Source organism: Lentzea aerocolonigenes (genome assembly GCF_000955955.1).
Taxonomy (GTDB): Bacteria; Actinomycetota; Actinomycetes; order Mycobacteriales; family Pseudonocardiaceae; genus Lentzea; species Lentzea aerocolonigenes_A.
The window spans coordinates 1-19,461 of the sequence record NZ_JYJG01000093.1 but is presented as its reverse complement, the minus strand read 5'-3'; the positions used below and the strand labels follow the sequence as shown (position 1 = coordinate 19,461).

The following is a 19,461-nucleotide window of genomic DNA, read 5'->3' as shown; positions in this document are numbered from 1 at the left end:
CTCACAATGTGGGGCACCCGGAAGGTCATGTCACCGTGCGGATCGCACTATCCGGTCACTGGCTGGTTGTTCTGTCAGGACAAAGCCACTTTGAACACCCATGCGTGCTGGCCAACGCCCTGCGGCACGTCTACCACCAGTTTTCCACCCGATCGGGTCCAATTCAGGGGCCTGTCATGCCCCAGCAAGGTGATCTTGTCCGAGTCCTTGAGCGGCACTGGAGCGTCGACCACGAGCTGTGACCCCGGCTGGACCAACGAGGTGATGTAGAACGCCTCGTTCGTCCTCCCAGGAGTTGTCACCGTGAAGCGCAGCGGACCCTGCTGAGCCATCCGCGACCAGTACGTCGTGCCGTAGATCGACTCGCCGTTCGTCCGCAGCCAAGCCCCGGTCTCGCGCAACCGCTGCTGCATGATCTCGGGGATCGAACCGTCCGCGCGCGGGCCGATGTCCAGCAGGAAGTTGCCGTTCTTGGACGTCGTGTCGACCAGCGTGTCGATCACCTCGTCCGCGGTCATGTACATCGAGTCCGGCGTCGCCCGGTTCCAGCCGTACGACCGCGGGTCGAGGCCGCGCGACGCCTCCCACTTCTTCACCACGGTGTTCGGGTACGTCGCGTACTCCGGCGTCGTGTAGTCGTGGGTCGGGATGCCGCACCGGTCGTCGACGGTCACGTCCTTGGGGACAGCCCGGTTCTTGGCCTTGTTGAAGTAGTCGGCCATGACCCGCCGCGAGTCGTTCGCACCGCCGATGTCGCACCAGATGACGTCGGGGTCGTAGCCGTTGACCAGTTCGGTCATCTGCGGCGCCTGGTAGTCGCGAACGAAGTCCCGCCCGGCCTGATAGCCGGTGTACGGCTCAGCGGCTCCAGTCCACGGATTCTTCGGACCGTGCCCACTCCACGGGTTGTCCGGGTTGAACCACTCCGGCATCGAGAAGTAGAGCCCGTTCTTGAGCCCTGGCGTGTACTTCCGCGATGCCTCGAACAGCTCCTTCACCAGGTCGCGCTTCGGTCCCAGGTCGACGGAGTCCCGGCCGGACACCTTCGAGTCCCACAGCGCGAAACCTTCGTGGTGCTTGGAGGTCAGCACGTAGTACTTCGCGCCGGCCGCCTCGAACAGCCGGACCCACTCCTCCGGATCGAACTTCGAGGCGGTGAACTGCTGGATGAACTGGTCGTACGAGAAGTCCTTCCCGTACGTCGCCGCGTGGTACGCGTTGACGGCGTTCGCCGGGTCCTGCATCCACTGCCAGTACCACTCCGCGTACTGCTCACCCGGCGGCGACCACGCCGGCACCGAGTAGAGCCCCCAGTGGATGAAGATGCCGAACTTGGCGTCGTCGAACCAATAAGGCGACTCGTGCGCGGCCAACGACGCGTCAGTCGCCTGGTAGTCCGTCACGCCCAGCGTGAACCGAGCGTCCTGTGAGGCCGAAGCTTTGGCCGACGACGCGACCACCCGGCCGTCGAACGTGCCGGTCCGGTACGCGTGGATCCCGATCCGCACCCGAGCTTCCTCACCGGGCGCGAGCCGCTTCACCGACGCCGGCGCGAGCGTCACGAGACCGAGCCCCTCGGCCCGCACCGAGACGTTCGACAGCCACTGGTCGCCGAGGTTCACGACGGTGGCCTCGATCGTCTGCCCGCCCACGCGCGGCAACTTGGTCGTGCTGCGCGCACCGCGAACCGCGATCACCGAGCCCTTGCCGACCGGTTGCAACGAGAGCGCGAACACGTGCAGCGAGGACTTGCCCTCGACCGCAGGGTTCGTGACCGGCAGCGTGACCCCGACGGCCTCCCTCTGGGGATCCGCCCAGACCTGCGAGGTGCCGATCGACACGGGGTGCTGGTCGGTGCCGCCGGGCGAGTACCGGAACGGCGCGGAGATCGGACCACTGCCCGAATACCAGTCCGGCCCGCTCACCGAACCGGTCGTCGAAGACCCGTCCGCGTAGTGCACGGTCGCGGTTCCGCCGGCTGCCCCGTACGAGGACGCCAGGAGGAAGTGCAGGGTCAGGTAGCGTCCGCGCGGCAGCTCGATCCGCTGCCCCAGGGCAACCACGTTGTTGTTCTCGGCCTGTGAATTTCCCGGGAACAGGTACGGCACGCCATCGGCCGTGACCTGCCCGGACGGCAGTCCTTCCGCAGGGAAAGCGTAACCGGAGCCGTCGAAGTTCCCGGTCCGGCCGGACGCGGTGTCGATGCCGTCGTTGTCGAAGTACTGGGTGAGGGGGACGGTGATCGGAGACGGTGCCGGAGCTGCCGAGACAGCGGGCACAGGGGTCAGGACGAGTGTGGCGAGCAAGGCGACGATGAACGGCTTCCTCATGAGACCTCCGATGTCTGCCTCTGCTCACCATGGCAGCGCTCTCCCGGATGTCAACCATCTCGCGTTGACACTTGGCGGGGGACGCACATAGCGTTCGCCTGGTCTCGAAGGACTCAAAACTGAACATCGGCCGTGGTGCCCTTTGGTCCAACCAGGGCGGCACCGAAACCCGAGTGGGAGAGACCTCGACGAAGCAGTCGAGGCGCCGAAGGGGCAAGCTCCCGCACACTCTCAGGCAGCAAGACCGCTCGGGGTAGGCAACTCTGCACGGCGGAGGGGGTAGTCACCTGACCGAGCCGTCACAGCCAGAGGAGTCGCCGTGGAGTTCCCCGAGAACCTGCTCTACACCGTCGAGCACGAGTGGGTCGACTGGACGCCGGGTACCCAGGACCCGCTGACCTGCGGAATCACCGAGTACGCCGCGGACGCTCTCGGCGACATCGTCTTCGTCCAGCTCCCCGAGGTCGGGGCCAAGGTCGTCTCGAACGCCGTCTGCGGCGAGCTCGAGAGCACCAAGTCCGTCAGCGACCTGTTCTCCCCGGTGACCGGCGAGGTGATCGAGGTCAACGGTGCGGTCGTCGACGACCCGGCCGTCATCAACAACGACCCGTACGGCGCCGGCTGGCTGTTCAAGGTTCGCGTGGAGTCGGCGGAGAACCTGCTCACGGCGGCCAAGTACGCCGAGCTGACCAACGACTGACCTGCAGAACCCCACCACGAAGGACTGATCAGTGGCGATCAGCGTTTTCGACCTTTTCTCCGTCGGCATCGGGCCGTCCAGCTCCCACACGGTCGGCCCGATGCGCGCGGCGGCGATGTTCGTCGAGAAGCTCGGGGCACGGGTGTCCGAAGTGGACCGCGTGCACGTCGAGCTGTTCGGCTCGCTCGGCGCGACCGGGCACGGCCACGGCAGCCCGAAGGCCGTGTTCCTGGGCCTCGAAGGCAATCTTCCCGAGGAAGTCGACCCGGCCGTCGCGGCGGGCCGCGTCGAGGAGATCGTGACTTCCGGGCGTCTGAAACTCGGCGGCGTGCACGAGATCGACTTCGTGCACGACCGCGACCTCGTCATGCATCGCCGCAAGTCGCTTCCGTTGCACCCCAACGGGATGAGCTTCGAGGCGTACCGGGGTGACGAGTCCGTCGAGCACGCCGTCTACTACTCGATCGGCGGCGGGTTCGTCGTCGACGAGAACGCGAGCGGTACGGACCGGATCAAGCCGGACACCACGCCGCTGCCGCACCCGTTCCTGACCGGCGACGAACTGCTCGCGCGGTGCCGCGAAACCGGCTTGTCCATCAGCGAGATCATGATGGCCAACGAGCTGTCGTGGCGCACTGAAGACGAGGTCCGCCAAGGACTTCTGCACATCTGGCACGTGATGCAGGAGTGCGTCGAGCGCGGCTGCACCGAGCACGGCGTCCTGCCCGGCGGCCTGAAGGTTCGCCGGCGCGCCGCCGAGATGCGCAAGCGGCTGGAGGGCGAGCACTTCGTCACCGACCCGCTGCGGGTCATGGACTGGGTGACGCTCTTCGCGTTGGCGGTCAACGAGGAGAACGCGGCGGGCGGCCGGGTCGTCACCGCGCCGACCAACGGCGCGGCGGGCATCGTCCCGGCGGTGCTGCACTACTACACGAAGTTCGTGCCGGGTGCGAACGACGACGGCGTGGTCAGGTTCCTGCTCACGGCGGGCGCGATCGGCGTGCTGTTCAAGGAGAACGCCTCGATCTCCGGCGCCGAGGTCGGGTGCCAGGGCGAGGTGGGCTCGGCGTGCTCGATGGCGGCCGGCGGCCTGGCCGAGGTCCTCGGCGGCACCCCGGAGCAGGTGGAGAACGCCGCCGAGATCGCCATGGAGCACAACCTCGGCCTCACCTGCGACCCGATCGGCGGCCTGGTGCAGATCCCGTGCATCGAGCGCAACGCCGTCGCGTCGATCAAGGCGATCACCGCGGTGCGCATGGCGTTGCGCGGCGACGGCTCGCACTTCGTGTCGCTCGACAAGGTCATCAAGACCATGCGCGACACCGGCAAGGACATGTCGGTGAAGTACAAGGAGACCGCGCGCGGCGGCCTCGCGGTGAACGTCATCGAGTGCTGATCTCCAGCAGGTGCCAGCCGATCTGCTCCACCGCGCGCTGCGCGACCTGACCGTCCATTTCGGACAGCCGGTCGCGCAGCGCCGGAGCGACGAGCCACGCCACGAGCTGCTCGGTGGCTGACGGGTTCTCCCAGAGGAGCCGGCTGCCGTAGTGGCCGCCGCTGATCCAGACGTCGAGCGACCAGAAGTCGGCGAGATGCGCGACGACGGCGTCGGGGAAGCCGTCGACGAGACGCAGCCACGGAGTCAGGTCCTGGTCGAGCTGGGCGGCGGCCTGGAACACGGCATCCAGTCCGGGCCAGCGCCGCTCGTCCCCGGCGGCGCTGACCAGGACCTCGGTCATCTCGGCGCGGAACGCCGCGCGCTCGTCCTCGGGCCAGTCGGTCCACCTCGCCCACCACAGTCCCGCGGTGAGCTGGGAGTCCGGGGCGTTGTGGAGGACCTGGATCACCCGGGACGTGAGCCGGCGCCAGGCAGCCTCGTACTCGTCCCGGTCGAAGCAGGTCGGGCTGTGCCAGGCGACCTTCTGGACGAGCTCGTCCGGTACGAGCGCGGGATCCGAGTCGAGCAGCACCAGCTCGGCCTCGGTCAGGCCACGTCCACAGCATTTCACGTGCCCAGCGTAGGCCGGGAGGATCAGCGGGCGTCGTACTCCTGTTGCGCCGCCAGCACGTCCGGCATGCGCTCTTCCAGCAGGTGGATGAGCGACAGCAACCGTTCCGCCGTCTCGCGGCCGAGCGGCGTGAGGGTGTAGTCGACCCGCGGCGGGTTCGTCGGCTGCGCGTCGCGGTGCACCAGCCCGTCCCGCTCCAGCGCGTGCAGCGTCTGGGACAGCATCTTCTCGCTGACGCCGTCGACCCGGCGGCGCAGCTCGTTGAACCGCAGCGGACCGTCCACGAGCGCGCCCAGCGTCAGGCTGCCCCACCTGCCGGTGACGTGCTCCAGCGTCGGGCGTGACGGGCACGCCTTGGCGAACACGTTGAACTCCATGCGAGCCATGATAGCTGGTGAGGGCGCTTACGAAAAGTAAGCGCCCTCACTTTCAGAACGGCCAGTCCGCGTTCTGACCTGCTTCGAGAAGCGGAACCATCCTGAACGTAGCGTCGGACAGGCCACCGAACTCGTGGCGGTTGGCCTTGCCGGTCGCGAACGCCGCCTGCTGGTATCCGCCCAGGTTGAAGCCGTAGATCGGCACGTGCCGCGGCACCAGGTCCGAGATGCCCGGCCCGGACACCGTCTGCATGTCCGAGATGATGAACACGCGGTCGTGACCTCGGTAGGTCCGCTGCAGCGATCCGGCGATGTCGGTGCCGTGCCCGACCTCACCGATCCGCTTCAGGAACCGGTCGACCTCGCGGATGACCGACGCGCCCGGCTTGACGTGGTGCTGGAACGTGCCGGTCGCGAACCCGACGACGTCGACCTGCTCGCCCTTGGCTCCCAGCGCGACACCGAAGACCGCCGCGGCCTTGGCCGGGGTGACCTTCGACCGCGCCGAGATCGTGGTCTGCGTCATCGACGCCGAGGTGTCGACGAGGATCAGCGACCGGCCCGGCAGTGCGGGCAGGCTGCTCAGCGACGCCTGCAGCGCCTGGTCCAGGGAGTGGCCCCAGCGCAGGCTCGGTGCCGCCTCGTACGCCGACAGGAAGCGGAACGGGAACTGCCGCGAGCGCGCGACCTGGCCGGGGTCGGCCAGTCGTGCCGCGACAGCCGCCGCGACCTCGTCGGACATGCCTGCCTCGTCGAAGTTGCGGAGGTTGCGGAGCGCTGCCATGTAACCCATCGACGGCGCGAGCGCCTCCCACACCTCACGGGTGAGCGGACCCTGCAGCCATCCGGCCACCGCCTCCCACGTCATCCCCGCACGCCGGAGCACGTCCGCCGCGTCAGGACGCCCGAAGAGCGCACGCCGCTCCTCGACCGGCCACGACATGAGCTCACGCCGTGCCGCGATCACGCGCAGATCGGAAGGAACCGCGACTTCAGCGTCCCGGCGCCGGTCCAGCACGTACTGGAACAGCGAGCCCTGCCAGTCGGCGGCGGGCGAGGGGTGCACGAGGTTCAGCACGTCGGCCATGCGGAAGCCGCGCGAGTCGCTGTCCCACTTGAGGATCGCGCGCTCGTCGTAGAGCCGCCGCACCGCGTCGGCGATGCCGCGCTTGATCGGCTTCGGCACGCGCCGGCCGTTCATGGCGGTCCAGTAGGCGAGCAGTTCGCCCGGTTCGTCGGCGCGCTGCAGCACGGAGTCGATGACGGCCCGGTTGGTGACGCCCGCGCCGGACTCGGCGAGCAGGCGCGCGAGCACGAACTCGGCCGCGCCGACGAGCGACGCGGTGCGCATGTTCGCCTCGCCGCGCAGCCACTTCAGCAAGCGCGCGGTCCACTCGGGATCCGCGAGCGCGGCGGCGTGCACGAGCTGGGCGAACCGGGTGTCGCGCCGGCCACCGGACTCGTAGAAGGTGTCCTCGCCGCCCATGTTCGACACGGCGAGCAGGAACAGTTCGGACTTCGCGTCGCGGACGTAGCCGCCGCCGCCCTCGTAGGTGCGGACGGTCGGCACCGGCGCCGTGGCGACCGGGCTGGTGCCCGCCGGACGTGCGCGGAAGATGTTGAACTTCGCCATCGGCTCTTCCCCCTCAGGACAAAAGAAAGGGGAGCCCACAAACCCCACACGTGTCCGAGATCAAGGTCGCGGAAGGTACGCAGCTGCTCTGCCAGATTGAGCTACGACCGGTTTCCCGGCCGACGGGATTCGAACCCGCAACCCGCCCATTAACAGTGGAAGTAACCCTCTGCTTCGCACCGGACACGTGTGAAGTTGTGCGCTCCCGAGATCAAAGTCGCCAACGGTTTTGCGGTTTCGAGGCGAAGTAACCGTTGGCTTCGCACCGGGTGCGATTTCTATACAACCACGCCGGTCCAGCGGTTTAATTCCGGCCGATGTGGAGTTCTGTGGGCGCCCGAGTTCAAGTCGCAGAAGGTGACGTGCCCACCGGGGTGAGCGAGACCGGCCGGAGCCGGCCTCAGGAGTCGAACCTGAGATACCAGAAGTAACCCTCTGCTGCGCACCGGGCGCATCTACATACAACCACCCCGCGCCAGCGATTTTCCTAGGGCGCCGCCTTCACGAGCCGGCGCAGCAGGTAGAAGAGCCCGACGGTGAGCAGGAACCCCACCGCGCTGATCATCACGATCTGTTCGACCGTGTCGGCCTTCGATCCCGCGAACACGTAGGCGGCACAAATGGGAACGGTGCCGATGAGGGTGTACATCATGAAAGTCCGGAACGGCGTCCGGGACACTCCGGCGGACACGGACACGGTTTCGGCCATCATCGGAATGCCGCGCGCCACCCCGAAGAACCAGGGCCCGAACTGACGGCCCCAGCGCCGCATTTCGGTTAGTTCCTCGATGGTTACAACCCGGCGCACCAACCACGGACCCGCAAAGCGCCCGAGCGCGTATCCTGCGGCAGAGGAACCCAGGGATCCGATGATTGCGAGCGCCAGCCCAGCGGGCAGGCCGAGTGCCGTTCCCGCCAGCACGATGAGCGGGGTGGACGGCACGGGCAGCAGCACGTCCACGACGAGCAGGGCGAAGATCGCCACCGCCGCCCACACAGGGTCGATTCCGCGCACCCACGTCACGACTCCCTCGAAGTCGATCAGGTCGAGTGCCTCGAACACGATCCAGCTCAGCAGCACGAAGCCGAGCACGACGAACGGTATCCACTTCCACCGAACGCCCGTCTCATAACTCATCGGGTGATGGTCGCCCACCTCGATGCGCCGGACAATCCGCCAGTGGCGCAGGTTCCGCGAAGGAGACACACATGAGTGACGACCTCGTGCCGTTCCTGGGCCACTGGGTGCTCGATCCGGCGCGCTCCGCCTACACCGGGGGCAACCCGCCCAGAAGCGGTCACTACGACCTGCGACTGGACGGTGACCGGCTGGTCGTCAGCATCGAAGGCGTGCTGGGGTCGGGTGATCCGATCCGCACCGGGTACACATTGGACCTGTGGCAGGACACGCCGATGAGCGTCGGCGCGGTCGACCGCGTGCGCACCGTCGTCGAGCCGCGCCGGTTCTGCACGATCGCCTACGCGGGCGCGCAAGCGGTTGCGCGGGCGTGGCGGATCCTCGGCAACCTCAACGAGATGACGATCGTCCAGTCGGCACCGGACGTGTTCGGCGTGTGGCGCGACGACGTTTCGGTGTACCGGCGGCAGTTCTAAAGGTTGTCGTGCCGTTCAAGCAGTGCTCGCAACGCGGCCATCTCCGCCGCGAGCGCGGTGCGGCCTGCGGCGGTGATGTGCAGCCACGTCTTGGGCCGCTTGCCCTCGTAGCCCTTCTCGACCTCGACCAGGCCCGCCTGTTCCAGCACGGTGATGTGCCGCGACAGGTTGCCCGCGGTCAGCTCCAGCGCCGACTTCAGGTACGAGAACTCCACCCGTTTCGCCTCGGCCGCGATGGTCAGCACGCCGAGCCGGTGTCGTTGGTGGACTGTGTCGTCCAGCCCCGCCGTGGGATTCATCGGGCCATCTCTCGTCGCACGGACCCGATGATCCCGCCCGCCAGCAGGATGACCGCGGGCAGCCCCGTGGTCGCGTACTGCTCGACCTGGTACGGCCAGTAGAGGTCGAAGCGGCCGGCTTCGTTCACGAACACCACGGCCGCCGCGAAGAGGGCCACGAACACCGTGCACACCTTGCTGCGCTCGACCCACGCGAGGCCGGCGAGTCCCGCTGCCAGCACGAACATCTGGCCGTACGGATAGGCCGGGATGAAGTGCGCGAGACCGAACAACGCCAGCACCGCGAGGGCCGTCACGACCCGCCGGCGCGCGGTCCACGTGGCCGCCACGATCGCCACCACGGTGACCGGGAGCGCGATCTGCCAGCCGACCTGGTTGAAGAACACCTTGCTCAGCACCGGAACCCCGACCAGCGGCAGCACCAGCATGAAGATCGTGACCTGGGCGTAGAGCCTGGTCGGCGTCTCCACCCCGACCTGCGCCGCGCGCCAGCGGTACCACCACACGACCGCGAGATAGCCGCACAACAACGCCACGATCCAGTAGATGTCGGCGGCCACGGTCGGTTCGTAGCTGCCGATCGGTCCGTTCAGCCGCCCGTCCGGATGCAGCCAGTGGTAGAGCCACGGCTTGTCCGCGAGGCACGCGCCGGTCTTGCGGCAGTACTCGGGCACGTAGAACGGCGTCGCCCCCAACGTGATCAACCCGAACAGCAGAAATGGCAGCCAGTAGCCGTGCCGGTCGATGCGTGCCCGCTTGCGCAGGTCGCTCAGCTCGATGAGCAGACCCGTCGGATCCCCAGTCATGATGCGTCCCCCAACGTCACTCGACTGCAATCAGGTTTGCATTGCAAACCAGATTCGTCAAGGACGCGGGCGAAACACCGTGACCACGACGCGCAGACCCAGCAGGACCGACACGATCAGCAGGTTGTAGCCGAGCACCTGGTACAGCCCGATCTCCGGAATCACCTGCGGCCCGCCCGATGAACCGAGCAGCAGCACCGCCATCACCCCCGCGGTCGCGCCCAGCACCGTCAGCATCACCTGGTGCAGCAGGCCGGTCAGGAACGAGCGGTCGCGCTCGTCCGCGAACAGCCGCATCGACATGCTCAGCCGGCCCTGCTCCATCGCGCCGGTGATCCGGTCGATCCGGCGCGGCACCCGCCTGAGCATCGGCAGCACGGCCTGCAGTTCCTCGGTCAGCGTGCGCTGCACCGACTCGGGGGAGAGCCGCTCGGAGATCTGCTCGGCGGCGAACGACCGCGACTCGACGACGATGTTGAAGCCCGGTGAGAGCACCGCCAGCGTGCCTTCGAGGGTTGCCAGCGCGCGGAACACCGCCGCGATCTCCGGCGGGATGCTCAGCCCGAACCGCGACACGATCAGGAACAGGTCGCCGAACATCTCGACGTCCGGCCGCATGCCCGCGCCCAGATGCCTGGCCATGAACTGGCCGAGCGCGCGCTCCAGCCGTTGCTCGTCGATGTCCTCCGGCCGGGAAGTCAGTTCCAGCAACGCATCCGTGAGGCTCGCCGGGTCGCTGCGGTCGATCGCGATCAGCAGTCGTTGCAACGCCGACCGCAGCGCCGAGTCGATCCGCCCGACCGAGCCGAAGTCGAGCAGGCCCAGTCGTCCGTCGTTGAGCAGCAGCACGTTGCCGGGGTGCGGATCGGCGTGGAAGACGCCGTCGAGCATGACCTGGCGCAGCACGAACCGCAGCAACGTCCGCGCGAGGCCCTCGTCCTCGGTGGCGCTGCGCAAAGGCACGCCGTCGAGTCGGTCCATGACGAGAACTCGAGAAGTCGACAAATGGACTTGTGGCAATGTCACCGAGGAGTCGGAAGCCGCTGCCACAGCCGCGATGTTGCGCGCCTCGACCTTGAAGTCGAGCTCCTCGCGCAACGCCGCCGCGAACCCCGCCGCCAGGTCGCGCACGCCCAGCGCCGAGCCCCATCGCGTGCGCTGCAACGTTTCCGCGAGCCTGGACACGATGTCCAGATCACCCTCGGCCACCGCGCGCACGTTCGGCCGTTGGACCTTCACCACGACCTCGGCGCCGGACTTCAGCACGGCCTTGTGCACCTGCGCCACCGAAGCGGCAGCCAACGGCTCGGGATCGACCGACGTGAAGGCATCGAGCCCGACCTCGGCGTCGAGCACCGCGCGCACGTCCTCCCACTTGGCCGGAGGAACCTTGTCCTGCAACAGACTGAGCTCTTCGACGAACTCCTCCGACAGCAGGTCGGCGCGCGTCGACAGCACCTGTCCGAGCTTCACGAACGTCACCCCGGCGTCCTGCAACGCGAGTCGCAGCGACCGTGCCAGGCCGGTGGACGAGCGTTCGCGGCCGCGCAGGTAGGGCCCGAGCCCGTGCCGGAACGCGATCGCGGTGATCCGCGAGTACCGGCGCGTGCGGGCGATGCGGCGGCGCAGCATGCCCCACCACTCCGTCGGCGGCGGGATCGAGCCGGTCGGCACGATGATCTCCGCGAACGCCAGCACGCCGATCACCGCGAGGATCGAGATGCCGAGCTGGAGCGTGACCAGCCCCGCCGTCGGCTCGGCGGTGGTCTCGCCGAACGCGCTCGACGCGACGGACATCGCCAGCAGGCACGCCAGCGCCGTGCGGATCAGGCCGATGCGCAGGCCCAGGATCCGCCGAGCCGCGAGCGCCATGCCCATGACCAGCAGCAGGAACGTGATCGGGAAGCCGATCGCGGTGACCAGGAAGTCCCCCATGATCGAAGCCTAATTACGCCTCTTGACTCTGGCTGGGCTCTCACGAAAGATCCGATGAATCGCCGCCCGCGTGGACCTGACCGCACATCGAAGTGAGGTGCCCGAAAGTGGTCGAACTGAACCGGCGCACGCTGATCGGAGGCGCGTTGGCCGGGGTAGCGGGCAGTGCGCTGCTCCCTGACATCGCATCCGCGGGCGATGACTTCAACTGGCGTGACTTCATCGGGTCATCGGATCTCATCTGGAAGAAGATGCCGACGACCTGGTACGAAGGCCCATACCTCGGCAACGGCTACCTGGGGTCCGGCATCTACGCCGAGCCCGGCGCCAACGCCGTCAGATTCAACGTCCAGCACTCCCAGGTGCAGGACCACCGGCCGGAGTTCGGGGCGTTGTTCGGCCTCGCCCGGCTGCCCATCGGCTATTTCACGCTCGAACCCGTCGGCGCGATCACGGGCGTCGACCTGCGCATGGACCTGTGGAACGCCGAGTTGACCGGCACGATCACCACGGCCGCGGGCAGTCTCAGGATCCGCGCGTTCATCCACACCAAGCGCGATCTCTACGCCATCGACGTGCAGGCCAGCGAGGGCGAGCGCGCGTTCAAGTGGGTCTTCCACCCGCTCAAGGCGATCAGCCCGCGCACCGACCCGAAGTGGAACAAGCCGGCACCCGCGGGCTTCACCGACAACCCGCCCGTGCAGCTGACCAGCTCCGGTGACGTGCAGCTGGCCGTGCAGCCGTTGAACGCGGGTGGCGAGCACGTGACGGCGTGGCGGGAGAGCACCCGTGGCACTCGGCGCACGCTCTTCACCAGCGTCGCGTGGTCTCATCCGACGAAAACCGCCGTGCGCAAGGCGATCACCAACGTCCGGTGCGGCTCGATCGAAGGCCTCGCCGTCGACCACAGGTTGTGGTGGCACGACTTCTACCGCAGGAGCTTCCTGTCCATTCCGGACAAGAAGCTGCAGGCGTTCTACTGGATCCAGCTCTACAAGTTCGCGTCCGCGGCACGGAAGGAAGCACCGGCCATCGCGACCTGCGGGCCGTGGCTCGAGAACACGCCGTGGCCCAACACGTGGTGGAACCTCAACGTGCAGCTGGAGTACTGGCTGATCCACGGCTCCAACCACGTCGACTTCGACGCCGTCACGTACTCGGTCGACAGGTATCGGGACGTGCTCGTCGAACAGGTGCCGGCCGAGTACCGTCATGACTCGGCCGGCATCCCGCGCACGACCGACACGGTGCTGAACAACGGCGCCGGGATCGGAAACTCCGGTTACGGCGTGGGCATTCCCGGCAAGGACGTGCCGACGCCGGAGGTCGGCAACCTGACCTGGACGATGCACAACGTCTGGCTCACGTACCGGCACACGATGGACGAGCGGATCCTGCGGGGAGTGCTGTTCCCGTTGCTGCGCAGGGCCATCAACTACTACTTCCACTTCCTGACCAAGGGTGCGGACGGCAAGTGGCACCTGCCGATCACGTTCTCGCCCGAGTACGGCGTCAACTCGCCGGACACGAACTACGACCTCGCGCTGATCCGGTGGGGCTGCAAGACGCTGCTGGAGTCCGCGAAGTCGTTGCGCGTCAACGATCCGCTGATCCCGAAGTGGCAGGACACGCTGGCGAACCTCACGCCGTACCCGGTGGACGCGAACGGGTACATGATCGGTGCGGGGGTGCCGTTCGCGAAGTCGCACCGGCACTACTCGCACATGCTGCAGATCTATCCGCTGTACGAGGTCACCTGGGAGGATCCGGCGCAGCGCCAGGTCATCGAGACTTCGCTGAACCACTGGATCAGCTTCGAAGGCGCGTTGCAGGGCTACACGTTCACGGGTGCGGCGTCGATCTCGGCGCAGATGTTGCGCGGTGACAAGGCGGACTTCTACCTCGGTGAGCTGATGCGCCGGTACATCAAGCCGAACACGATGTACCAGGAGTCGGGTCCGGTCATCGAAACGCCGTTGAGCGCCGTGCAGTCCATGTACGACATGCTCTGTCAGAGCTGGGGTGGCGTGATCCGGGTGTTCCCGGCGGTGCCGTGGCCGGAGATCTCGCTGGACAACTTCCGTACGCAGGGCGCGTTCCTGCTCTCCGCTTCACGGCAGAAGGGCGCGACGCGGTGGATCAAGCTGCGGAGTGAGGCCGGTGCACCTTGCGTTGTGCGCACGGACATCAAGGACCCGGTCGTGCGGGATCGATGGGGGCGGCCGAAGCGTTTTTCGGTGCTGCCCAACGGAGATCTGCGGATCGAACTGCGGCGCGGTGAGGAAGCCGTCATCCACCGCAGCGGTGATGAGCCAGACCTGAAGGTCGGCCCGGTGATCGGTGCTCCGGTGCCGTCGTGGGGTTTGCCCGGTTAGAAACGCCACCGGTGTTCCAGCGCGACGGCGGTGCGCTGGAACACCGGTGACGCGGTCTCAGAAGTCGAAGACCTTGCCGGTGAACGCGCGCACGACGCACGGGTTCGAGTAGACCTGCTGGAAGTCGACCTTCTTGTTGCGCCACTTGCCGCGCAACGTCGCCTTGGTCGGGTTCAGCTCCATCGTGCACATCGCGCCGGTGTCCTCCAGCTTGCGGAAGTCACCCTCGACGGGCATGAGCTGGGCGCACGCCTCCTTGGCGTGCTTGTGCAGTCCGCCCGCGGGTTCGCAGGACAACTGCGTGGTGCTGAGCGTGCCCATCTCCGGTTGCACCGACAGCACCAGGCCGGATGCGGGGAGGAGGGGCGCTGCCAGGGGTGCCGCCGCGGCCGTTGTGGGGACGAGCGGCGCGGCGAGCGCGAGGCAGGTGAACAGAAGCCGGGTCCTTGCCATGCCAACACTCTGGCGCGGCAAGGACCCGGAATTCCAATCAACTGAGCGGTAACACCAGATCGTGTAAACCGCCGAAAGTGCGTGCAACTAGACGCCTGCGAGTTCCGTCCCGGCGAGTGCGGCGGCGACCTGCTCACCCACCGCAGCCATGCCATTGGCATTCGGGTGAACTGGGAACGCGAGGCTCGTGGGAATGATGCCTTCGACCCACTTGTCCCACGGCGCCGCACACGTGTCGCGACCAAGACTGATGTCGTAGGGGTTCACGAAAGTGGCGCCGGCGGCGTGGGCTTGGGCGCCGAGCATTCCGTTGAGCTGCTTCTGCACGTTGTCGAGATACGGCACGTCGCCCTTCGAGATGGGCACGATCGGCCAGCACCCACCGGACGGCGGCAGGATCCGCAGGTAGCCGACCACGACGACCTTGGCGTTCGGGGAGCGCTGCTTGATGCCGTTGAGGACGTCGGCCACCTTGGCGGCGGTGGCGTTGACGCGTGCGGCGAGCGAGTCGCCGTAGTTGGCCTTGCAAGGTGCGCCGTTCGGGTCGAGCAGGCTCTTGCCGGCGCAGGTCAGGATGATGTCCATGAAGCCGATGTCGTTGCCGCCGATGGACACCGTGACGAGGTCGGTGTCCGCTTTCAGGGCGGAGAACTGCGGCACGGACTGGCCAGGAATCCCGGACTGGACGCCGGCCATGTCCTTGGTCTGCGCGCCGCCGCAGGAGATGTCGGTGAAGTTGGCGATCCCGAGCCTGCGGGCGACGACCGATGGGTAGTTCTGGGTCGATTTGAAGCAGCTGAGCGGATCGAGGCGCTGCAGCGGGATGAACGGTCCGGAGACGAACGAATCTCCGAGTGAGACGTAGTTCCGGTACTTCGGCGCGGCCGTGGCGGAGGGGACGAAAAGAGCCGCGATCAGGGCGGTGAGCAGGGAAACAACAGTCACTCGGCGCGTCATTGCTACCTCGTTACTGAAGAGTAGGAACGTAGGACGAAGGGTGACCGGACCATTGCGCAGTGTCAATCCCTCGACCAGGCTGGAACGATGACGGGGGTACGCAAAGTAGCTGTGGCATCCGCGGTCGGTAACACGATCGAGCTGTACGACTTCCTGCTCTACGGCACTGCCTCGGCGCTGGTGTTCGACAAGATCTTCTTCCCGCAGTTCGACTCGCGCGTCGCCGTGCTGCTGGCGTTCGCGACGTTCGGCGCGGGCTTCCTCGCACGACCGTTGGGCGGCGCGGTGATCGGGCACCTCGGCGACCGGATAGGCCGGCGCGCGATGCTCGTGGTGACGCTGTCCGTCACGGGCCTGTCGACGGCTGCGATCGGGTTGCTGCCGACTTACGCGCAGGTGGGCATCCTCGCGCCACTGTTGCTGGTTCTGCTGCGGATCGTGCAGGGCTTCTTCATGGGCGGTGAACAGGGCGGCGCGTCACTGATGGCCGTCGAGCACGCGCCACCAGGCCGTTGGGGCTGGTACGGCAGCTGGGTGTTCATCGGGTCGCCAGTCGGTCTCGTGCTGGCGAACCTGGCGATGTACCTGTCCTCGAAGGCTTCTGGTGCGTCGTTTCTGTCCTGGGGCTGGCGGTTGCCGTTCCTGTTCTCGGTCGTGCTGGTCGGGATCGGCCTCTACATCCGGTTGCGGCTGACCGAATCGCCGCGGTTCGCCGCCGTGGAGAAGTCGCGGCTGCCGATCGCCGAGGTGCTGCGCGACCGGTGGCGCGTCGTGTTGCTGGGCGCGGGTGTGAACCTGGGCTTCACGATCTTCATCTACGTGCTGAGCGTGTTCATGATCGGTTACGGTCGCACGGCGTTGAAGATCTCCGCGGACGACCTGCTGGTGGCCACTGTCGTGGGCTCGTTCGCGCAGGTGATCGCGGTGCCTGCGTTCGCCTGGCTGTCCGATCGCGTCGGCCGCCTGCCGGTGATGTTCGGTGGCGCGATCTTCCAGGCCGCGTTCGCGTTCCCGTTGTTCTGGCTCACGGACGCGGGCTGGTTCACGTTCGCGATGGTGCTCGGCTTCGTGGGCTCCGCGGCGTTGTTCGGTCCGTCCGCTGCCTACTTCGCCGAGCTCTTCCGGACTCGGGTGCGGTATTCCGGGGTGGCGCTGAGCTTCCAGCTCGGTGCTGTGCTCGGTGGCGGCCTGGCACCGCTGGTCGCACAGTCGTTGCTGCGCACGGGAACCTGGGCGATCGCGCTGTACCTGATTCTTGGTGCGGTGTTGTCCGGCGTGTGCTTGCTGGTGATCGGTTCAGCGCACCAGGTGGAGCCGGCGAGCGGCGAGCCCGACGCTCAGCCGCTGACCCCAGCCGAGGCGTAGCGCGTCGCTCTCGATGCCGTCGCCGAACGCCACCAGCCCGTCGGATTCCACGTCGATGTGGAGTGGATCGTCGGTGAGCTCGCCTTCGGTGTGCTCGATGCCGGTGCTCGGCGACGGCCATGCTTCTCTCACGAACCAGACGAGTCTCGGCTCGGTCGGTTCGGGGAGGCGGATCGGGCTTTTCCGTTCGCGGTGGGCACTCGAGCACCAGCCCGTCGCTCCGGTGCCGCTGCCGACGAGGATGCCGGACGACGCCTGGCGTTCGTTCTCGATGCGGTACCGGCTGGTCTGGTGGCTCGGGTGGCCGACGTAGATCTCGTTGAGCGCGTATAGGGTCTGGCCGTCGTCCGACCTGGCCTCGACCATCGTGCGGTCTTCGGTGTTCTCGGTGCCGTGCAGGAGTTCTTCCGCGTCTTCCGGCGCGTGCTTGGCGAGCACGCCTTCGTCCGGGTTGATGCCGATCACGGGCTGGCCGTCGAGGTACTTGGCGACGTTGGCGACCAGCCCGTCCTGCCCGACGATGACGACTACGTCCTCGGGCGCGAACAGGAACCGCGACAGGTCTTCCCTCTCGACCACGCCACGGCGCCAGTCCAGCGGGATGGCGGCGCTGACCTTTCCCAGCGCCCTCCGGGCCTGCTCGTCACGATCCACCACCTCTGTGAGAGTTCTGTTGCGGGACTTCAGGAAGAACTCGACCTGGCCTCGTGTGCCATGCCGTGCCAGCAACTCTGTCAGCTCGGTGCGCCGGTGCACCAGCACAATTCGCGGGGCGAGGCTCATTCCGCGAGCTTCCGCAGGACCGGCGCGAGCATGTCCGGCGTGATGGTGATGCTGCCGATCTCCGGCAGGTGACCGGCGAGCTCCTTGGCCGCCATCGCGAGCAGCGTGCCCTGAGGAATCTCCTTGTACGCCTCGAGACGTGCCTTCTCACCCGCAGCCTCTGCCTCGGCGAGCTTGCGGATGCCCTCCGCCTTCGTGTCGTCGTAGATGCGGCTGGACCTGGCGTGGTCCTCGGCCTTCTTGAGAGCGTTCGCTCCTTTTTGGACGACCAGCAGCTCTTCCCGCTTGGCCAGCTCGATCTGGTTCTGCAGCTCGTTCTCGCTGATCGCCCGCTCCCGTTCGACCGCGAGCGCCCGGCGTTCGTAGGTGGCCTTGTCCGCCTCCTGCTGGACCTTCTCGCGGATCGTGGTCTGCAGCGCCTTCTCCATGTCGGAGTCCGGCCGGATCGCCACGACGCGGACGTCGATGATGTCCAGGCCGATGTGCTCCGCTGTGAGGTTCGCGCTCACGGACTCCTTCACTCGCTCCACGCCGGCGCGCAGGGCGGTCTCCAGGTCCAGCGTCGAGAGGACCTTCAGGGCCAGCTGCTGGGCGCGCTCCGTCAGCATGCTCGACACCTGGCTCAGCGGATCCTGGCGCCACGTCCCGGTGTCGGGGTCGATCGAGAAGTCGATCCTGGCTGTCGTGGTCTCGGGGTCGGTGCAGCGGTAGGTGACGGTGAGCTGGACCGTCACCTGCTGGTAGTCCTTGGTGCGGGCGTGGAACAGGGTGGGGAGTTCGCGGTCGTCCACCGGGACTTCGGACAGGACTGCGGTTCTGGGGCGGAACCAGAAGCTCAGGCCGGTGCCTTCGTGGATCAGCTTGCCCTTGCGGATGTGTCTGATGTGGACGGTCGGGGCTCCTCTGAGGTGCCTGAGTCCGGGGTACCTGCTGATGTCGGCCATGGGTGTTGCCTCCTTGGTCGGGGCGTTCGGGTCTGTTGTCGTCGATCTGACGATAAGCCTATACTTCTCGGTGTGTACTCGCCAAGTGATTTCCCTCCCTTCGCGGTCACGGTCGACCTGGTGGTGCTGACCGTGCGGTCTGACGCGCTGTGTGCGCTGCTGGTTCGGCGAGGGGAGGCGCCGTATCGGGGGCGGTGGGCGTTGCCCGGGGGGTTCGTGCAGGTCACCGAGTCGGTGGATGCGGCGGCTGTGCGGGAGTTGCGTGAGGAGACAGGCGTGTCCGGGCTGCATCTTGAGCAGCTGGGGACGTACGGAGAGCCTCGGCGGGATCCGCGGATGAGGGTTGTTTCCGTTGCGTACCTGGCGTTGGCGCCTGACCTGCCGGTTCCCGTTGCTGGGACTGATGCTGCCGCTGCCTCTTGGGTGCCGGTCGAGGAGGTTTCCGCGTTGGCGTTCGATCATGCGCGGATTTTGGGGGACGGGGTGGAGCGGGCTCGGGCCAAGCTGGAGTACACGCCGTTGGGGACTGAGTTCTGTGCTGCCGAGTTCACGGTGGCTGAGCTGCGGCGGGTCTACGAGATCGTTTGGGGGGTCTCGTTGGATCCGCGGAACTTTCATCGGAAGGTGACTGGGGTGGACGGGTTGCTGGTGGCTACTGGGGAGACGACCGTTCGGGATGGGGGGCGGCCAGCTGCGCTGTTTCGGCGGGGGGATGCTTCGGTGTTGTATCCGCCGTTGGTGCGGGTGTCTGGGGTTTAGGTTTTGCGGCTTGGATTCGCGGCTTGGGTGGGTGGGCGGCTTGGTTTGGGCGGTCCCGTTGGGTGCGAATCGCGGCTTTGCCGGGTGGTCGCTTTGCGTTGAGCGTGTCCCGTTGCGTACGC

The 19,461-nt window shown here is 67.2% G+C and carries 18 protein-coding genes and 1 riboswitch; of the genes, 6 read left to right on the top strand and 12 right to left on the bottom strand.

The genetic code is table 11. The features are described from left to right. Positions 1-74: 74 nt before the first annotated feature. The gene (locus UK23_RS15070; RefSeq protein WP_082114668.1) at positions 75-2,330 is read right to left on the bottom strand and encodes an alpha-L-fucosidase; all 2,256 of its coding nucleotides are present in this window, start codon (positions 2,328-2,330) and stop codon (positions 75-77) included. A 164-nt stretch (positions 2,331-2,494) separates the two neighbouring features. After that, positions 2,495-2,587: riboswitch (glycine riboswitch) on the top strand. A gap of 62 nt (positions 2,588-2,649) precedes the next feature. On the opposite strand from UK23_RS15070, the gene gcvH reads away from it, so the two are divergent. Both gcvH and UK23_RS15060 read left to right on the top strand, forming a co-directional pair. Then, complete coding sequence (gene gcvH, locus UK23_RS15065) at positions 2,650-3,030, top strand: glycine cleavage system protein GcvH (RefSeq protein WP_045312134.1); 381 nt, start codon at positions 2,650-2,652, stop codon at positions 3,028-3,030. Between the two features lie 31 nt (positions 3,031-3,061). After that, entirely contained in the window at positions 3,062-4,426 is a 1,365-nt protein-coding gene (locus UK23_RS15060; protein WP_045312133.1) for an L-serine ammonia-lyase, read from the top strand. Here the strand turns inward: UK23_RS15060 and UK23_RS15055 are convergent. The 4 genes from UK23_RS15055 to UK23_RS15040 form a co-directional block, all read right to left on the bottom strand. Then, positions 4,413-5,039, bottom strand: a complete 627-nt coding sequence (locus UK23_RS15055; RefSeq protein ID WP_045312132.1) for a hypothetical protein — start codon at positions 5,037-5,039, stop codon at positions 4,413-4,415. The two genes, UK23_RS15060 and UK23_RS15055, sit on opposite strands and share 14 nt — an antisense overlap. 23 nt (positions 5,040-5,062) lie before the next feature. Next, positions 5,063-5,416, bottom strand: coding sequence for a winged helix-turn-helix transcriptional regulator (locus UK23_RS15050; protein ID WP_196777745.1), 354 nt, complete (start codon positions 5,414-5,416; stop codon positions 5,063-5,065). Between the two features lie 52 nt (positions 5,417-5,468). Continuing rightward, positions 5,469-7,049 carry a TROVE domain-containing protein gene (locus UK23_RS15045; RefSeq protein WP_045312130.1) on the bottom strand — a complete coding sequence of 527 codons (1,581 nt, stop codon included), beginning with the start codon at positions 7,047-7,049 and terminating at the stop codon, positions 5,469-5,471. 487 nt (positions 7,050-7,536) lie between these two features. Further along, positions 7,537-8,187 (bottom strand): TVP38/TMEM64 family protein, encoded by a 651-nt coding sequence (locus UK23_RS15040; protein ID WP_156213118.1) that lies wholly within the window; start codon positions 8,185-8,187, stop codon positions 7,537-7,539. Positions 8,188-8,258: 71 nt separating this feature from the next. Between UK23_RS15040 and UK23_RS15035 the strand changes: the two genes are divergently transcribed. Beyond that, the gene (locus UK23_RS15035; RefSeq protein WP_045312128.1) at positions 8,259-8,663 is read left to right on the top strand and encodes a hypothetical protein; all 405 of its coding nucleotides are present in this window, start codon (positions 8,259-8,261) and stop codon (positions 8,661-8,663) included. Here UK23_RS15035 and UK23_RS15030 read toward each other — a convergent pair. Genes UK23_RS15030 through UK23_RS15020 form a run of 3 tightly spaced genes read right to left on the bottom strand, consistent with a single transcriptional unit; the run spans position 8,660 to position 11,703 of the window. Beyond that, positions 8,660-8,962 carry a winged helix-turn-helix domain-containing protein gene (locus UK23_RS15030; RefSeq protein ID WP_045312127.1) on the bottom strand — a complete coding sequence of 101 codons (303 nt, stop codon included), beginning with the start codon at positions 8,960-8,962 and terminating at the stop codon, positions 8,660-8,662. The two genes, UK23_RS15035 and UK23_RS15030, sit on opposite strands and share 4 nt — an antisense overlap. Further along, positions 8,959-9,768: a hypothetical protein gene (locus UK23_RS15025; RefSeq protein WP_045312126.1), complete on the bottom strand. Its 810-nt coding sequence runs from the start codon at positions 9,766-9,768 to the stop codon at positions 8,959-8,961. The genes UK23_RS15030 and UK23_RS15025 overlap by 4 nt, the downstream gene beginning before the upstream one ends. A 57-nt stretch (positions 9,769-9,825) precedes the next feature. After that, positions 9,826-11,703 (bottom strand): ABC1 kinase family protein, encoded by a 1,878-nt coding sequence (locus UK23_RS15020; RefSeq protein ID WP_045312125.1) that lies wholly within the window; start codon positions 11,701-11,703, stop codon positions 9,826-9,828. A gap of 107 nt (positions 11,704-11,810) precedes the next feature. Between UK23_RS15020 and UK23_RS15015 the strand changes: the two genes are divergently transcribed. Continuing rightward, the gene (locus UK23_RS15015; RefSeq protein WP_045312124.1) at positions 11,811-14,078 is read left to right on the top strand and encodes a glycosyl hydrolase family 95 catalytic domain-containing protein; all 2,268 of its coding nucleotides are present in this window, start codon (positions 11,811-11,813) and stop codon (positions 14,076-14,078) included. Between the two features lie 57 nt (positions 14,079-14,135). Here UK23_RS15015 and UK23_RS15010 read toward each other — a convergent pair whose 3' ends face one another. Together UK23_RS15010 and UK23_RS15005 are read right to left on the bottom strand one after the other, a co-directional pair. Continuing rightward, positions 14,136-14,531, bottom strand: coding sequence for an SSI family serine proteinase inhibitor (locus tag UK23_RS15010; protein ID WP_045312123.1), 396 nt, complete (start codon positions 14,529-14,531; stop codon positions 14,136-14,138). Positions 14,532-14,618: 87 nt separating this feature from the next. Next, positions 14,619-15,488, bottom strand: a complete 870-nt coding sequence (locus UK23_RS15005) for an SGNH/GDSL hydrolase family protein (RefSeq protein WP_045312122.1) — start codon at positions 15,486-15,488, stop codon at positions 14,619-14,621. Between the two features lie 87 nt (positions 15,489-15,575). Here UK23_RS15005 and UK23_RS15000 point away from each other — a divergent pair, with 87 nt between their 5' ends. Beyond that, positions 15,576-16,853 carry an MFS transporter gene (locus UK23_RS15000; RefSeq protein ID WP_045312121.1) on the top strand — a complete coding sequence of 426 codons (1,278 nt, stop codon included), beginning with the start codon at positions 15,576-15,578 and terminating at the stop codon, positions 16,851-16,853. Here the strand turns inward: UK23_RS15000 and UK23_RS14995 are convergent. Beyond that, a complete protein-coding gene (locus UK23_RS14995; RefSeq protein WP_045312120.1) occupies positions 16,785-17,636 on the bottom strand; it encodes an inorganic polyphosphate kinase in 852 nt (283 codons plus the stop codon). The two genes, UK23_RS15000 and UK23_RS14995, sit on opposite strands and share 69 nt — an antisense overlap. Beyond that, positions 17,633-18,580 (bottom strand): SPFH domain-containing protein, encoded by a 948-nt coding sequence (locus UK23_RS14990; protein ID WP_045312119.1) that lies wholly within the window; start codon positions 18,578-18,580, stop codon positions 17,633-17,635. The genes UK23_RS14995 and UK23_RS14990 overlap by 4 nt, the downstream gene beginning before the upstream one ends. A 72-nt stretch (positions 18,581-18,652) precedes the next feature. Here UK23_RS14990 and UK23_RS14985 point away from each other — a divergent pair, with 72 nt between their 5' ends. After that, positions 18,653-19,339 (top strand): NUDIX hydrolase, encoded by a 687-nt coding sequence (locus UK23_RS14985; protein WP_330770106.1) that lies wholly within the window; start codon positions 18,653-18,655, stop codon positions 19,337-19,339. Positions 19,340-19,461 lie beyond the last annotated feature (122 nt).

Coding starts and splice junctions, on each gene's coding strand:
- UK23_RS15025 (WP_045312126.1), bottom strand. CDS start 9,768: ATGACTGGGGATCCGACGGGTCTGCTCATCGAGCTGAGCGACCTGCGC.
- UK23_RS15000 (WP_045312121.1), top strand. CDS start 15,576: ATGACGGGGGTACGCAAAGTAGCTGTGGCATCCGCGGTCGGTAACACG.
- UK23_RS15050 (WP_196777745.1), bottom strand. CDS start 5,416: ATGGAGTTCAACGTGTTCGCCAAGGCGTGCCCGTCACGCCCGACGCTG.
- UK23_RS15020 (WP_045312125.1), bottom strand. CDS start 11,703: ATGGGGGACTTCCTGGTCACCGCGATCGGCTTCCCGATCACGTTCCTG.
- UK23_RS15030 (WP_045312127.1), bottom strand. CDS start 8,962: ATGAATCCCACGGCGGGGCTGGACGACACAGTCCACCAACGACACCGG.
- UK23_RS15045 (WP_045312130.1), bottom strand. CDS start 7,049: ATGGCGAAGTTCAACATCTTCCGCGCACGTCCGGCGGGCACCAGCCCG.
- UK23_RS14995 (WP_045312120.1), bottom strand. CDS start 17,636: ATGAGCCTCGCCCCGCGAATTGTGCTGGTGCACCGGCGCACCGAGCTG.
- UK23_RS14990 (WP_045312119.1), bottom strand. CDS start 18,580: ATGGCCGACATCAGCAGGTACCCCGGACTCAGGCACCTCAGAGGAGCC.
- UK23_RS15040 (WP_156213118.1), bottom strand. CDS start 8,187: ATGAGTTATGAGACGGGCGTTCGGTGGAAGTGGATACCGTTCGTCGTG.
- UK23_RS15005 (WP_045312122.1), bottom strand. CDS start 15,488: ATGACGCGCCGAGTGACTGTTGTTTCCCTGCTCACCGCCCTGATCGCG.
- UK23_RS15070 (WP_082114668.1), bottom strand. CDS start 2,330: ATGAGGAAGCCGTTCATCGTCGCCTTGCTCGCCACACTCGTCCTGACC.
- UK23_RS15010 (WP_045312123.1), bottom strand. CDS start 14,531: ATGGCAAGGACCCGGCTTCTGTTCACCTGCCTCGCGCTCGCCGCGCCG.
- UK23_RS15035 (WP_045312128.1), top strand. CDS start 8,259: ATGAGTGACGACCTCGTGCCGTTCCTGGGCCACTGGGTGCTCGATCCG.